Here is a 14,809-nt window from a genome sequence, read left to right on the forward strand (position 1 = left end):
TTACTCCTTTTTGAGTTTTTTATAGTTTTCTTCAATCCATGCTGTTAATGTTTCTTTGGGAATTTCCAAGTAAAGAGCTTCTATACAAAATTCTTCCAATTGTTTTTGAAGTTTTAACTCTAATTCGGTATTGATGGGATTTGTTTGCCGTTCAGCTATATAGGTTCCTTTTCCTCTTAACGTTTCAATCACACCTTGACGCTCTAATTCTTGATAAGCTTTACTGATTGTATTTGGATTTACTAAAATAGTTCCAGCCATTTCACGTACAGACGGAAGCTTGTCGCCTGGTAATAATATTTTAGCTAAACATTGCTGTTTGATTGCTGATATGATTTGTTCATAATAAGGATGAGGGCTGCGGGGATCAATTTTAATCATAGTCAGACTCCTTCTGTACAGTTGTTTTTGTATTATGTGTACTATTGTAACTAGTACACGTTAGAATGTAAAGAAATTTTAAAAAAAATTAAGTAATTATCTGGAAGTGTAGAGTTTATAATAGGGAAAGAGGTGAGAAGGATGCGGAAAATTAGTTTAGCAATCATAGGTTTAAGTTTAGTTATAATAGGTGGAGTATTCCTTGCAACACCTCCCAAAAAAGAGAGCTTTGCAGCAAGCGCCTCGCATTCAAAGATTGGACTATACAAGTTAAAAGAAAATGGCTTAGCACTGGATACGAATGATTCAGAAAAGTTAGTACCAAATCTTGATAATCCTAATGATGGAAATAAAACTCCTGAATTAACTACTAAAATTGAAAATTTAATCCATCCAAAAGAATTTAACGGAACATTACTAGTCATTAAAAATAGAAAAGTCTTGCTAAATAAAGGCTACGGATATGCAAATAAAGAAATCAACCAATTAAATACCTTTCAATCACTGTATTACATTGGCTCGATCGAAAAAAGTATTACGGCAACGGCTATTATGAAATTAGTAGATGAAGGAAAAATAAAATTAACCGATCCTATCAAAAAGTATTACCCTACTATTAATGACAATGGTATCATCACAGTTAAACAATTATTAACCCATACGTCAGGAATTGTTGGAATGAAGAAAACAGGGCAACAAGTGACCCACAATGGCGCAGTTCAAGAGGTGTTAGACCAATTAAAAATTGTTAATAACGGACACTGGCACTATACCGATGACGATTATACACTATTAGCAGGAATTGTTGAACGTGCTTCAGGCACAGATTACACCACCTACGTGACTAAGAATATTATCGAAAAAGCCAATTTATCCCACACCGGTTTTTATGATAGCTTTGATACAGACCTCTTTCATACGGTAGCTTACCAAAAAGTAGGAAATCAAGCCTATCAGCCACTTCCTATCACCAAAGGAAGCCTGTCTGAAGAATTTGGGGCTGGAAATATGTACATGACAGCAGGTGATTTAGTTAAATTCAACCAAGCGTTAGTGGATGGAAAATTAATCAGTAAAACAAGTTTAGATCAAATGCAAACGCCAGGATCATCCGAATCTTCCTACGGTTTTGGCATGTACCTTGGAGAAAAAACAAAATATAGCCACGGTGTGCTTGGTGGATATCATAGTTTAATATTGATTTCAAAGGATGGCAACGATGGCGTTGTTGTGATGGCAAATGAAAAAACGCCCTTTGATATTCTTCAAACAGCGGGTGCTATTTTAAAAGAAGCAGACAAAGTAGAAACCATCGATTAAAAAAGAGGTTAAAATCACAAAAATAAGTGATTTTAACCTCTTTTTTTTATAAATACATAAAAAAATAAAAAAAGTTGATTTAAATGCTTGCAATTTAGTTCAAAAAGGAGTAAATTTATTCATGGATATAGAATATCTCTAATAGATAGCGAATGTATCTGATTAGAGGCATTATTTTAAAGCTGAAAAGAGGCGAAATCATGAAGCTGACAAAAGGCTTGGAACAAGCTGTCTGTGTGATTGCGTTATTAGCAACCCAAGATCAAGAGATACCCGTTTCTTCACACATTATCAATTATCGGTTACAAGGCTCACCAACCTATTTGAAAAAATTAATGCGCAAGTTGGTAGTCAATAATCTTGTAACATCAGTATCAGGTATCAATGGTGGATTTTCACTGGCGAAAGCACCTGAAAAAATAACGATATTGGAAATTATTGAAGCGTTAGAAGGACCTGTGATCACGTATCCAAATACAGGTTTAATCAACATGGTATTTCAAGATATGCAGCCTGTTGCCAATCAAGGAGATTTGGTATTAATGGATGTATTTCACGAAGCGGACAAGTATTACTCGGATTATTTAGGGAAGCAGACAGTTGAAGATTTGATCCAAGAAACGTTAGGACTTCGTGAAATTCCAATTTTAAATTGGAACGATTTAGCTGAAAAAAAAGGGTTACTAAGAAAGGTGTTGAAAAACGTCAATGGAAATGATGAAAAATGAATGGAAAAAACTTGCCGGCAATAAATTATTACTAATCTCATTTGTCGTGATTATGTTTATTCCTATCTTATACGCAGGATTCTTCTTGAAATCAGTGTGGGATCCATATGGTAAAACAGGTGAATTACCTGTTGCAGTTGTAAATTTAGATGAATCAGTCGACTATCAAGGGAAAACATTAGATGTCGGGGATCAACTAGTTGAGAATTTAAAGAAAAATGATTTATTAGATTGGCATTTCGTTTCAGAAAAAGCCGCTAAAGAAGGTATTAAAGATCGTAAGTACTATATGGTCGTGACGTTACCAAAGAATTTTTCTAAAAATGCTTCAACACTATTAGACAAAGAACCAAAGAAAATGAATATCACTTATGAAACAAATGGCTCATTAAACTATATCGGTGAAGTTATTGGCGAGACGGCGGCTAAGCAATTAAAAAGCGAAGTTTCAGCTAATGTAACAAAAGCCTATGCAGAATCAATTTTCGGTCAAATTGAAAAAGTTGGGGACGGCTTTACACAAGCGGCAGATGGTTCTAAAAAACTAGATGACGGAACAAAACAATTAACTGATGGAAACAAACAAATCACAGAAAACTTACAAAAATTAGCATCAAGTACCGTAACCTTCAGCGAAGGTGCAGAAAAACTAGAAGTCGGTTTAAATCAATATACAGACGGTGTGGCTCAACTTGATTCAGGAGCAACCAAATTAAATGATGGAATCGGACAATTAGCTTCTAACGTCGGACCCCTTCAAACAGGTGTCGGTCAATTAAACGATGGTTCACAAACCTTAGCAAATGGCGTTGGCGCTTATACAGCAGGTGTGGGTCAGTTAGCCGATGGAAGCAATCAATTAGTTGCAAACAACGGCAAATTACAAGCAGGTGTTGCACAATTAAACGGTGGTGTTGATCAACTAGCAAATGGTGTTCAAGAAATGTCTAGCCAAATTGATCAAGCAAAACTAGCTCAATTGATTGAAGTACTGCCACAATTAAATGCAGGTATTCATCAATTGCAAACTCAATTAGGTAATAGTGGAGCAATTGATCAATCAAAAATTAAAGAAGATTTAACAACTATTAGAACAAACTTAGGTGGAATTGAAGGTGATTTAACAAACCTAGATAGTCAAAACCAAGAAAATCAAACAAAAACAGTAACAGCCATTCAAAAAACAGCAGCTTATCAAAGTTTATCAGATGCTGAAAAACAAGAATTAGTTAATGCAGTTAAAACTGAATTAGGTACGCAAGCACAAACGCAAGAAGCAACAGCAAAAGCGATTGGTGAAAAAGCAACAGCAGCTGGAGCAGCGACTCAAGCAACTGGAGCAGATATTCAAACTCTAGCAGCAGGTCTAACTACACAATTAAGTGAACTAAAATCTGGTGTCGATAAATTAGCGGCAGGTTCGGAAGCTTTACCAGGGGCTGTAAAAGCAGCACAAGGTTTATCTAACATTAAAACGGCTTTAGATCAACAACTAGCACCAGGTTTAGGTAAAATCCAAAATGGATTAAAAGGTGATACTGGTTTGGTTTCAGGAATCAATGCTTACACAAATGGCGTAGCATCTCTTAAATCAGGAAGCCAACAATTAACAGCAAACTCTAGCGCTCTTAACAGTGGAGCCAACGCTCTAAACGGCGGAATCGGTCAAATTTCTGGTAAATTACCAGACTTAATCAGTGGCGTGACTCAACTAAATGACGGCTCAAGTCAATTAGCACAAGGAACAGCTAAATTAACTGAAAACTCTCCACAATTAAATAGCGGGATTGGTCAATTAGCTGATGGGTCAACACAAATCCAATCAGGCTCAAGCCAATTAGCTGACGGTTCAGGTACATTAGGTACTGGTTTAGGAACCCTAAAAGACGGTACAAAAGAATTATCATCTAAATTAAAAGATGGTGCTAAAGAAGTAAACGGGATTACAGCAACAGATAAAACCTTCGATATGCTTGCGAGTCCAGATAAATTGACTCATAAAGAATACAGCCATGTTGAAAACTACGGTGCAGCTCTTGCTCCATACGTTTTATCATTAGCTTTATATGTTGGAGCGTTAGTCTTCAACTTTATCTTCCCAATCCGTAAAATTTCAATGACAGGTCAATCAAGCTTCTCATGGTGGTTAAGCAAATTCTCAATCGGTTTGGTTGCAGCAGTTGCAATGGCAGTGGTTGAAGCAGGCTTAATCCTAGCATTAGGCTTACATGTTGAGTCTGTTGCCCAATTTATGACAATGGCAATCGTAACCTCAATTGCTTACATGTTCTTGATTATGACGTTAGCCATGACATTTGATAACCCAGGACGTTTCATCGGAATGGTCTTATTAATTGTTCAACTTGGTGGAGCTGGTGGTACATTCCCAATTCCATTAACAAATAACTTCTTCAAAGCGATTCACCCATACTTGCCAATGTCTCATTCAATTTATGGATTTAGAGAAGCAATCAGTGGTGGATTAGGACAAGGTGTCTTTGTAAGTAGCGCATTGATCTTGTTGGCAATCTTCGTTGTCTTCAGTGGATTATTATTCCTTTCAATGAACTGGTTACAAAAAAGACATTTAGATGACGTCTCACAACTTGATGACAATCAAAAATTACAAGCTTTAGAAGACTAAACTTGAAACAAGATAAAACCTAAATGGTTTTATCTTGTTTTTTTGTTATACTAAAAAGAAATGGGGCTAAAAGGAGGAACCAAATGTTACATCATCTTGATTTATACGTTAAAGATTTGCCGAAGCAAAAAGCCTTTTGGAGCCAATTTTTAAAAGCCTTAGGGTATCAAGAATACCAAAATTGGGATACGGGGATCAGCTGGAAAAAAGAAAACTTTTATTTTGTGATTTCAATTGGAGATGGTAAAATGATTGAAACGCCTTATGTGAAAGGTGGGATCGGTTTGAATCATGTCGCATTTGCAACTGAAACAAAAAAACAAGTAGATACTTTAAGAAAACAGATACCGTCCTTTGGTGGAACGCTTTTGTACGATGATGAGTATCCATTTGCAGGCGGGCCTCATCACTATGCCTTGTATTTCCAAGACCCAGAAGGAATGAAGATGGAATTGGTCGCTATTGAAAGTTGAAGGGAGAATAAAATGAAGTATGTATCGATTAGAGAGAATCCGGCGTACGCAGAGAAAGCCATTTGCTACTTTCAAGAAAAGTGGGGAAGTGAAGAGACGAATTTGTTGTACGAAGACTGCATTACCTCTTGTCTCACATCCCCATCAAAGTTACCACAATGGTATTTATTGCTAAAAGACGAGACGATTGTAGGGTGTGCAGGATTGATTCCAAATGATTTTATTAGTCGGATGGACTTATATCCATGGCTCTGTGCGCTATATATTGAAGAAGAATTTCGTGGAAATAGCTATGGAAAATTGTTGATCGAGCACGTTAAAACTGAAACTAAAAAATTAGGGTTTGAAACATTGTATTTATGTACAGACCATACCTCTTACTATGAAAAGTATCAATTTGACTATCTAGGAGTAGGGTACCATCCTTGGGGCGAAAGTAGCCGTATTTACCAAACGAAACTTGTAGAATAAAAAGAAGCGCTACTCTATAACAGAGAGGCGCTTTTTAACTTTCATTTTCTATTTGGTTAGCGACAACACGTTGAAGCGCGTAAATTTTTTCTTCGGCATCATCATAAAGATCTAGCGTATCGTTGCTTGTTAAAGTAAAAATAAGTTGATAGCCATAGTGATCTTCAAAAATAAGTTTAGAACTACTTTGTTTTAATAAATGCCCTTCAATTGGGAGGTTATTTAAAAAGAATTCCATTTTGGGTGAAATCTCTAAAATTGTTTCGGTTGACTGATTGATAAAATGCCCTTTCCAAGATCCGATAAATTTAGATTTAGTTGAAAGCGTAGGAGCTTGAACTTTTTGATTTTTTAAAAAGAATGAGCCGGTAATTCCTGCAAGCATAGATAAACCAAGAATAACTTGTAAATGTTTCTTTTTTGCCATGATGTCACCTTCCCGTTACAAAGATAAGTACCTCTTTCTATTATAATCTAATTGATGAGAAAATAGAAGTTATCTAATGAATATTATTATAATAAAACGAAGAGGGACTATCGTTTTCTTTTTATTTTTTTGTTAAAAATTGAATGGAAAACTACTATTTTTTGAATATCGTGATCAATTTTCGATAAAATACTAAAAAAGTGGATTTTAATGCAAAAAAAGATTGATTCTTTCGTAAAAAAGAGGGAAAATGATAAGTATGTTAAAAAAAAATGAGAAAAAGGATGTGACGCAATGAAAGTGATTAAATTCGGTGGGAGTTCTTTAGCTTCGGCAACCCAATTAAAAAAAGTATTTCAGATTGTAAAAGAGGATTCGCAACGTAAGGTGGTTGTCGTATCTGCTCCAGGTAAACGCTCAAAAGCTGATGACAAAGTAACGGATTTATTAATTGATTGCGGCACAAAAGCACTTTTGAATGAAGCCTATCAACCTGTTTTAGTCAAAATAATCGCGCGTTATGAAGAAATGGCGGTTGATTTGAACTTAGATTTAGCAATTATTGATGAAATTAAAAGGGATTTAGAAACACTTGCATTAGGGGATAAATCCCAACCAGACTATTTTTTAGATGCTTTTAAGGCAAGCGGAGAGAACAATAACGCAAAATTAATTGCAGCCTACTTCAACCATGAAGGGCTTGAAGCGACCTATGTCAACCCAATGGAAGCTGGTTTATTTGTCACAGATGAGCCAGGAAATGCACAAGTGCTTCCAGAATCCTATGAGCGTCTGTATGAATTAAGAAAGCAAGCAGGTGTTTTAATTGTTCCGGGTTTTTTTGGCTATACAAAAGAAGGCAAATTAATTACATTTTCCCGTGGGGGTTCAGATATTACGGGGGCTATTTTAGCCAATGGACTGCAAGCAGAGCTCTACGAAAATTTTACCGATGTAGACGCAATTTATGCAGCAAATCCTAATGTCGTAGACAAACCTCAAGAAATTGAGACACTAACGTATAAAGAAATGCGTGAACTTTCTTACGCTGGATTTTCGGTGTTTCACGACGAAGCTCTTTACCCAGCTTTTAAGGCGGGCGTACCCGTACAAATTAAAAACACGAATAACCCACATGCAGTTGGAACTAGAATTGCCACCACACGAGAAAAAAGCCCAGGAGCTGTCGTTGGAATTGCAAGCTCACCAGGATTTAGCAGTATTTATATTGAAAAATATTTGATGAATAGAGAAATTGGTTTTGGACGAAAGATGCTCGAAATTCTTGAAGATGCCGGTTTAAGCTATGAACACACTCCTTCTGGCATTGATGATTTGACAGTGATTCTTCGTAGCAATCAGCTTTCAGAAAGTCAGGAAAATGAGTTGTTAAATCGATTAAAAGAAGATTTACATGCTGATAAAGTTGTGATTCAACATAACTTAGCCTTAATGATGGTTGTGGGAGAAGAGATGCGCTGTAATGTAGGAACGATGGCAAAAGCATCAGAGGCATTAGCGGAACATGGAATCAATATTGAGATGATCAATCAAGGGTCTTCAGAAGTCAGCATGATGTTTGGCGTTCAAGAAGTAGATGAAGACAAGGCACTAAAAGCACTTTACCAAGCATTTTTCAACTAGAAAAACGACCGACAGATAAAAAATTCTTTTATCTGTCGGTCGTTTTATGCTTTTAACGTTTTTAACAGGCGGAGTCCATTTAAAATAACCAAAATGGTACTTCCTTCATGTCCTACAACTCCAAGTGGCAAATTAATCATTTGGAATAAATTGGATAAAATTAATAAGGAGATAACAGAAATTGAAAAAATCATATTTTGCAACGTAACTTTTTTTAGTTTTTCAGAAAGCTGATAACTATAAGTCAATTTATTCAGTTGATTTTTCATGAGTACAACGTCAGCTACATCCATTGCAATATCTGTACCATTTCCCATGGCAATTCCAATTGAAGCATTTGCCAAAGCAGGGGCGTCATTGATGCCATCGCCTACCATACCAATCGTTCCATATTGTTCCTTAAGTTCTTTGATGATGGCAGTTTTATCTTCTGGTAAGCAATTCGCCTTAATTTCATCAATTCCCAATTCTGTTCCAATCGTTTTTCCAGTCTGTTCATTATCACCAGTCAACATAACGGTATGGATACCTTGCTTTTTAAAGAAGGCAATCATCTCTTTTGCATCTGCTTTTGCTACATCAAGAAGTCCGATATAGCCTACGATTTGATGGTCGCAACTAATATACGTAACGGTTTTTCCTTCTAACTGCAAAGCTTCGGCTGTTGATAAAAAAGGTCGATTGAGATTTTCCTCATTAAAAATAAAATCTTTTTTCCCAATTCGCCACAATTGATTATAAGCAACACATTCTAGACCGTGTCCAGTAATATCCTTAATAATGATGTCTTCCAAAGTCTCAGTCGTTTGATCATTGAATTTTGTCACAATTGCTTTTGCTAATGGATGAGTAGACGTTTTTTCAAGAGCCACACAAACATTTAAGAGCTTTTGAGTGTCTATTTGTTCATCAAAAAAGGAATCTGTTACAACAGGAATGCCTTTTGTTAAGGTTCCCGTTTTATCAAACGCAATGGCTTTTAGTTGGCTAAAATTTTCTAAATAGGCGCCACCCTTAAATAAAATTCCGCGTTTTGCACCATTTGAAATGGCTGCTAGCGTAGCGGGTGTTGCGGATGCAACTAAAGCACAAGGCGACGCAACAACTAATAGCACCATGCCGCGATAAAAAGATTCGTTCCAACCCCATTGGAAAATAAAATAGAAGACCGCAATCATAATCGGCACAAAAATCAAAACAATTTTTACATAGATATTTTCAATGCGTTCGATCATGGTAGCTGTTTTTGAAGGGGTATTCTGAGCTTCGTTTACTAATCGAATAATTTTAGCAAAAAGAGTGTCGTCTGCAATTTTAGTGACACTCATTGTCAGCGCATCATTTAAATTAATCGTTCCGCCAAACAGTTCAGCGCCAGTATCTTTAGAAACAGGAATAGGCTCTCCAGTAATGGCTGCTTCATCAATTAAAGCATTGTCCGTTTTTAATAGACCATCAATTGGAATACTGCCTCCTTTTGGTACAAATAAGGTATCGCCAATTGTTAACTCATTAATAGAAACCTCCAGAAATGAACCATCGGGTTGGACTTTAAGTGCGGTTTCTGGCTGCATTTGCATTAAACTGGCAATGGCCTTTGAACTTTTTTCAGTTGCGTATTCTTCTAGCGAACCGCTTAATGAAAAAATAAAGATCAATAAAGCACCTTCCATCCAGTAACCAATAATCGACGCACCGATGGCAGCCAAGACCATTAAAATATCAACATTTAAGTGTTTGTTGACCCAAGTATCTTGAATGCCTTCCTTAGCTTGTTTAAATCCTCCAATGACAAATGAAGTGAGAAAAATAATGATTGCAGTAGTTTCGAAATGATTTATTTTGAATAGCCATCCTACTAAAATAAGAATCCCGCTAAGGATAGTCGCAGTCATGGCTTTGTTGTTCTTAAGAAAAGTCATTAAAAATTCCTCCTAAACTATTTTTTGATAAACCAAGCATACCAAAATCAAAAACTAAATGATAATGATTCTAATTAGTTGATAGTGATAATTACTATCAATGTCTATATTTAAGACAAAAGATGATTTTCCCAATGAGAATGAATATCAATTAAAGGAGATAGAAAGTTTTCTTTTAGACGAGTAATTCAAATTTGAGTAAAATTAAATTTTATTAATTATCGTTTTTATTATTTGAACTAGTTGGAAAATACTTTTAATATCTAGTTTCAAAAGAAATTAATTCGTTTTTTTAAAATAAAATTTCAAAATTACTTGAAATTTCATTTCTAAAGAGTTATGATATGTTCAAGTAAAGAAAAGATTTTTTAAGGAGGGACAATATGTTAGGTATTTCCATCTTTTTAGGTGAAGAGTTAACAGAGGAAACAGAGCAGTATCTTTATAAAATGAATGAAAGCGGATTCTCTGGAATCTTCTCATCTCTTCATATTCCAGAAGACAACGTCAGCCATTATCGTAAGCGCTTAGCAAAACTAAGCTCGTTCGCTAAAAAACTGAACATGGAGTTAATGGTGGATATTTCTGGTGAAGCCTTAACGAAGATCGGCTTATCCTTTGATCGACCCATTGAAATTTTAGCAACTGGTATTACAGGGTTGCGAATGGATTATGCAATCTCCAATAAAACCATCGCATCCGTCAGCAATCATTTAAAAGTGGCTCTCAATGCAAGTACCATTAGTGAAGAAGACGTTCATGAATTAAGAAAATATGGAGCAAATTTTGAAAATATGGAAGCTTGGCATAACTATTATCCACGACCAGAAACAGGCTTAGACATGCCTACATTTCTTGAAAAAAATAACTGGTTAAAAAGCTTAGGTTTTAGAATAATGGCTTTTGTACCAGGCAATGGGAAATTAAGAGGGCCCCTCTTTCAACAGTTGCCAACTATAGAAGATCATCGCTTTAAGCATCCGCTAGCATGTAGCATTGAATTGACTAAAATAGGATTGGTAGATGATATTTATATTGGAGATCCTTCCATAACAGATGAAACAAGAGAACAGTTTAAAGCTTATTATCAAGAACAAACGCTTATTTTAAAGTATACGCAAGTGAGCCACAATCCCATTTATTTAGATTTAATTACTGGAAATCATTGGAACCGAATGGATCCAGCTAGAGACGTTCTACGAAGTGCGGAAGCACGATTTAAGCCAAGAGTAGAGATCAAACCAGAAGAAAATCTTCAACCCCGCTCGAAAGGAAGTATCACAATTGATAACGAATTATATGGGCGCTATATGGGAGAGATTCAGATTACCAAACTAGATTTAAAAGCAGACAAAAAAGTGAATACAATTGCAAAAGTTGTAGAGACTGATTTAGATTTAATCGATTGGTGTCTTGCAGGTCAGCAATTTAAACTAAAATCAATGAATTGAAAGTAGGAAATAAAATGAATTTAGAGAAATTAACAACAGAGACAAGAAACGAAGAAACCATGCGATTGGATGAACTATCAACTGCAGAGGTCGCTCGTATTATGAACCAAGAAGACCAAAAAGTAGCCGTAGCTGTTGAAAAAGAATTAGCAAGTATCACGACAGTCATTGATAACATTATTAAATCATTTAAAGCAGGCGGACGCTTAATTTACATGGGAGCTGGAACAAGTGGTCGGTTAGGCGTACTAGATGCAGCCGAATGTGTACCAACCTTTAGTGCAGATCCATCGATGGTTCAAGGTTTAATAGCGGGTGGAATGGAAGCCATGACGGTAGCTGTTGAAGGCGCAGAGGATTCAAAAGAGTTTGGAGAATCTGATTTAAAAGCAATTTCCCTAACAGCTGATGATATTGTAATCGGAATTGCTGCCAGTGGACGGACGCCATATGTGATTGGTGGGTTAGAGTACGCAACTAAAGTAGGAGCTACAACCGCAACACTTTCATGTAATAAAGAAGCTGAAATTAGTCAATATGCAACTTACCCAATTGAAGTGGATGCAGGTCCTGAAATCTTAACCGGTTCAACACGCTTAAAATCAGGAACCGCGCAAAAATTAGTTCTGAATATGCTATCAACCATCTCGATGATTGGGATTGGAAAAGTGTATCAAAATTTAATGGTAGATGTAAAACCAACGAATGAAAAATTAGAAGAACGATCAAAACGAATCATCATGCAAGCCACTGAATGTAGCTATGAAAAGGCTAGTCTTACATTTATTGAAGCAGACCAGCAGGTGAAATTAGCAATTGTAATGATTTTGACAGATAGCACTAAAGAAGAGGCAACTGAAAAATTAACAAAAGCAAATGGCTTTATTCGCAAAACGATTTAACCACTTTAGAAAGAAAAGGGGAATAGAAAATGGCTGAATTAAAAGAAGAGCGTTTGGCAAGAGAGATTTATGAAAAAGTTGGTGGAATGGGGAACGTCAATAAAATTATTCATTGTATGACTCGTGTACGAATGTCATTAAATGATGAAGAGAAGGTTGACTTAGTTGGATTAAAAGCAATTGATGGCGTGATGGGTGTCGTTGAAGATGATACATTACAAGTCATTGTTGGCCCTGGAACAGTGAATAAAGTAGCCAATAAAATGGTAGAAATGGCAGGCGTTCGCTTAGGTGATCCAATCATGATCCAAGAAACCAATCAACCTGTAAAAGGAAATAAAACAGGTTTAGAGGCAGCTGAAGAACTGGCTCGTGAAACTAAAGCTAAACAGAAAAAGAAAAATAATACACCTTTTAAAAGAGCTTTAAAATCAATCTCAAATATTTTTGTTCCGATGATTCCAGCATTTGTTGGTGCAGGTATTATTGGCGGAATAGCAGCTGTTTTATCGAATATGCTGGTGGCTGGAACGATTAGTGGCGATAATTGGGCAAATAGTGTTCTTGTCCTTAACATTATTAAAAACGGTTTGTTTACGTACTTGCAAATTTATGTTGGGATCAATGCAGCTAGAGAATTTGGTGCAACTGAAGCATTAGGTGGAATCGTTGGTGGGATCGTTTATCTAAGCGGTATGACACCTGAAGCGCCATTGCCTAATATTTTAACCGGTGGGACACTTTCACCTGGGCAAGGTGGGATTATTGGTGTCATTCTAGCAGTTTGGCTGATTGCTTTACTTGAAAAACGTCTTCATAAAGTGATTCCAGAAGCAATTGATATTATTTTAACACCAACGATTGCATTATTAGTGATTGGTTTATTGACGATTTTCTTAATTATGCCTGTTGCAGGAGCAATCTCAACAGCGCTAGTAGGTGCAATCAACTGGGTCTTAACCATTGGTGGCGCATTTGCAGGTTTTGTTTTAGGTGCTTTATTCTTACCGATGGTGATGTTTGGATTACATCAAGTCTTAACTCCAATTCATATTGAAATGATTAGTTCAACTGGAATGACGTTACTATTGCCTATTTTAGCTATGGCTGGTGGCGGTCAAGTTGGAGCAGCCTGCGCACTGTGGTTGAAATGTAAAAAGAACAAGCAATTGACCAACATGATTAAAGGTGCATTGCCTGTAGGTATTTTAGGAATTGGTGAGCCATTGATTTACGGCGTGACGTTACCATTAGGGAGACCTTTTGTAACCGCTTGTATTGGTGGCGGTATCGGTGGAGCTGTAATTGGAGCTCTCGGTGGAATTGGTGCAATTGCCATTGGTCCAAGTGGGGTAGCTTTAATTCCTCTTATTGCAAATGGACAATGGATTGGCTATATTTTAGGATTATTAGCAGCTTACGCAGGTGGATTTATTGCTACGTATTTCTTTGGAGTTCCAAAAGAAGCAATGGAACCAACTGAACTATAAAATTAGGATTGTTTCTCTAATAAATTAATGATAGGATAAATGAATAAACTTAAAAGACATGTGAATGTAAGGTTCAGATGTCTTTTAAAGTTAAAAAGAGAGGGATTTTATGCAACCTAATATTCTATTTGTTATCCAAGAAAAACTTGCTTCATTACCTAAATCAGAACAAAAAATTGGCGAAGCAATTTTAAAGGATCCCCAAAAAATTATCCAAATGAATGCGACTCAATTAGGGAAATCAGCCAATTCAAGTCCAGCTGCAATCATTCGTTTTTGCCATTCAATCGGTCTAAAAGGCTTTACCGAATTAAAGCTCCAATTGTCGGCTGAATCAAAAATGATTGAAGAAAAGCTATACACCGAGATACTACCAGACGAAGAATTTGAACAAATGAAGAAAAAATTATTATTAACAACTGAACATGTTTTAAGAGAAACCAGTAAATTACTAGAGACCGCTCAAGTGGAAGAAGTAACCAAAGCTTTCAATCAAAGCCCCATTATCTATACTTATGGACTAGGAGCCTCTCATTTAGTGGCGCTAGATATCCAACAAAAGTACAGTCGAATTGGCAAACATGTCATGAGCACGCTAGATACACATTCCTTGGTGGCTTCAATGTCAACAGCTCCAAAAGAGGCGATTTTCTTTGGTATTTCTAATAGTGGAGAAACAAAAGAAGTCATTCAATTGATGAAGGCAGCGCAAAAATTTGGCCTTCAAACCATTTCATTAACAGAGCTAGGCGATAATTCCTTAAAGAAATTGTCGACGATTTCCTTACAAACAGGCATTAGTGGTGAAGCACCTTTAAGAAGTGCTGCTACCAGTTCCCTACTAACACAACTATACGCAATCGATTTGCTTTTCTATGATTTTGCTACTAAAAATTACGAAACCATTTTAGAGAGATTAGAAAAATCGAAGGCGGGAATTCAATTATTGAACTAAA

The 14,809-nt window shown here is 36.2% G+C and carries 13 protein-coding genes; 10 read left to right on the forward strand and 3 right to left on the reverse strand.

Annotation, left to right across the window (positions count from 1 at the left end):
- A complete protein-coding gene (locus BR52_RS01195) occupies nt 1-381 on the reverse strand; it encodes a GntR family transcriptional regulator (RefSeq protein ID WP_034568443.1) in 381 nt (126 codons plus the stop codon).
- A gap of 141 nt (nt 382-522) precedes the next feature.
- Between BR52_RS01195 and BR52_RS01200 the strand changes: the two genes are divergently transcribed.
- From BR52_RS01200 to BR52_RS01220, 5 genes are all read left to right on the forward strand, one after another.
- Nucleotides 523-1,701 (forward strand): serine hydrolase domain-containing protein, encoded by a 1,179-nt coding sequence (locus BR52_RS01200; protein WP_051915595.1) that lies wholly within the window; start codon nt 523-525, stop codon nt 1,699-1,701.
- A gap of 200 nt (nt 1,702-1,901) precedes the next feature.
- Nucleotides 1,902-2,429, forward strand: a complete 528-nt coding sequence (locus tag BR52_RS01205) for an Rrf2 family transcriptional regulator (protein ID WP_034568445.1) — start codon at nt 1,902-1,904, stop codon at nt 2,427-2,429.
- On the forward strand, nt 2,410-5,073 hold the full coding sequence (locus BR52_RS01210; RefSeq protein WP_034568447.1) for a YhgE/Pip domain-containing protein: 2,664 nt from the start codon (nt 2,410-2,412) through the stop codon (nt 5,071-5,073). The genes BR52_RS01205 and BR52_RS01210 overlap by 20 nt, the downstream gene beginning before the upstream one ends.
- A gap of 83 nt (nt 5,074-5,156) precedes the next feature.
- On the forward strand, nt 5,157-5,546 hold the full coding sequence (locus BR52_RS01215) for a VOC family protein (RefSeq protein ID WP_034568448.1): 390 nt from the start codon (nt 5,157-5,159) through the stop codon (nt 5,544-5,546).
- A 12-nt stretch (nt 5,547-5,558) separates the two neighbouring features.
- Nucleotides 5,559-6,017 (forward strand): GNAT family N-acetyltransferase, encoded by a 459-nt coding sequence (locus tag BR52_RS01220; RefSeq protein ID WP_034568450.1) that lies wholly within the window; start codon nt 5,559-5,561, stop codon nt 6,015-6,017.
- Nucleotides 6,018-6,051: 34 nt separating this feature from the next.
- On the opposite strand, the gene BR52_RS01225 is transcribed toward BR52_RS01220, so the two are convergent.
- Nucleotides 6,052-6,444, reverse strand: a complete 393-nt coding sequence (locus tag BR52_RS01225; RefSeq protein ID WP_034568452.1) for a DUF4828 domain-containing protein — start codon at nt 6,442-6,444, stop codon at nt 6,052-6,054.
- 294 nt (nt 6,445-6,738) lie between these two features.
- Here BR52_RS01225 and BR52_RS01230 point away from each other — a divergent pair, with 294 nt between their 5' ends.
- Nucleotides 6,739-8,088, forward strand: a complete 1,350-nt coding sequence (locus tag BR52_RS01230; protein ID WP_034568454.1) for an aspartate kinase — start codon at nt 6,739-6,741, stop codon at nt 8,086-8,088.
- A gap of 44 nt (nt 8,089-8,132) precedes the next feature.
- Here BR52_RS01230 and BR52_RS01235 read toward each other — a convergent pair whose 3' ends face one another.
- Nucleotides 8,133-10,010, reverse strand: coding sequence for a heavy metal translocating P-type ATPase (locus BR52_RS01235; RefSeq protein WP_034568456.1), 1,878 nt, complete (start codon nt 10,008-10,010; stop codon nt 8,133-8,135).
- 383 nt (nt 10,011-10,393) lie between these two features.
- On the opposite strand from BR52_RS01235, the gene BR52_RS01240 reads away from it, so the two are divergent.
- The 4 genes from BR52_RS01240 (at nt 10,394) to BR52_RS01255 (ending at nt 14,808) form a co-directional block, all read left to right on the forward strand.
- Nucleotides 10,394-11,461 (forward strand): DUF871 domain-containing protein, encoded by a 1,068-nt coding sequence (locus BR52_RS01240; RefSeq protein WP_034568457.1) that lies wholly within the window; start codon nt 10,394-10,396, stop codon nt 11,459-11,461.
- 14 nt (nt 11,462-11,475) lie between these two features.
- Nucleotides 11,476-12,363: an N-acetylmuramic acid 6-phosphate etherase gene (gene murQ, locus BR52_RS01245; RefSeq protein ID WP_034568459.1), complete on the forward strand. Its 888-nt coding sequence runs from the start codon at nt 11,476-11,478 to the stop codon at nt 12,361-12,363.
- A gap of 29 nt (nt 12,364-12,392) precedes the next feature.
- On the forward strand, nt 12,393-13,853 hold the full coding sequence (locus BR52_RS01250) for a PTS transporter subunit EIIC (RefSeq protein WP_034568461.1): 1,461 nt from the start codon (nt 12,393-12,395) through the stop codon (nt 13,851-13,853).
- A gap of 109 nt (nt 13,854-13,962) precedes the next feature.
- Nucleotides 13,963-14,808: a MurR/RpiR family transcriptional regulator gene (locus BR52_RS01255; RefSeq protein WP_034568462.1), complete on the forward strand. Its 846-nt coding sequence runs from the start codon at nt 13,963-13,965 to the stop codon at nt 14,806-14,808.
- Nucleotide 14,809: the final 1 nt, after the last annotated feature.

Origin of the sequence: Carnobacterium divergens DSM 20623 (assembly GCF_000744255.1) — a bacterium.
GTDB classification, from domain to species: domain Bacteria; phylum Bacillota; class Bacilli; order Lactobacillales; family Carnobacteriaceae; genus Carnobacterium; species Carnobacterium divergens.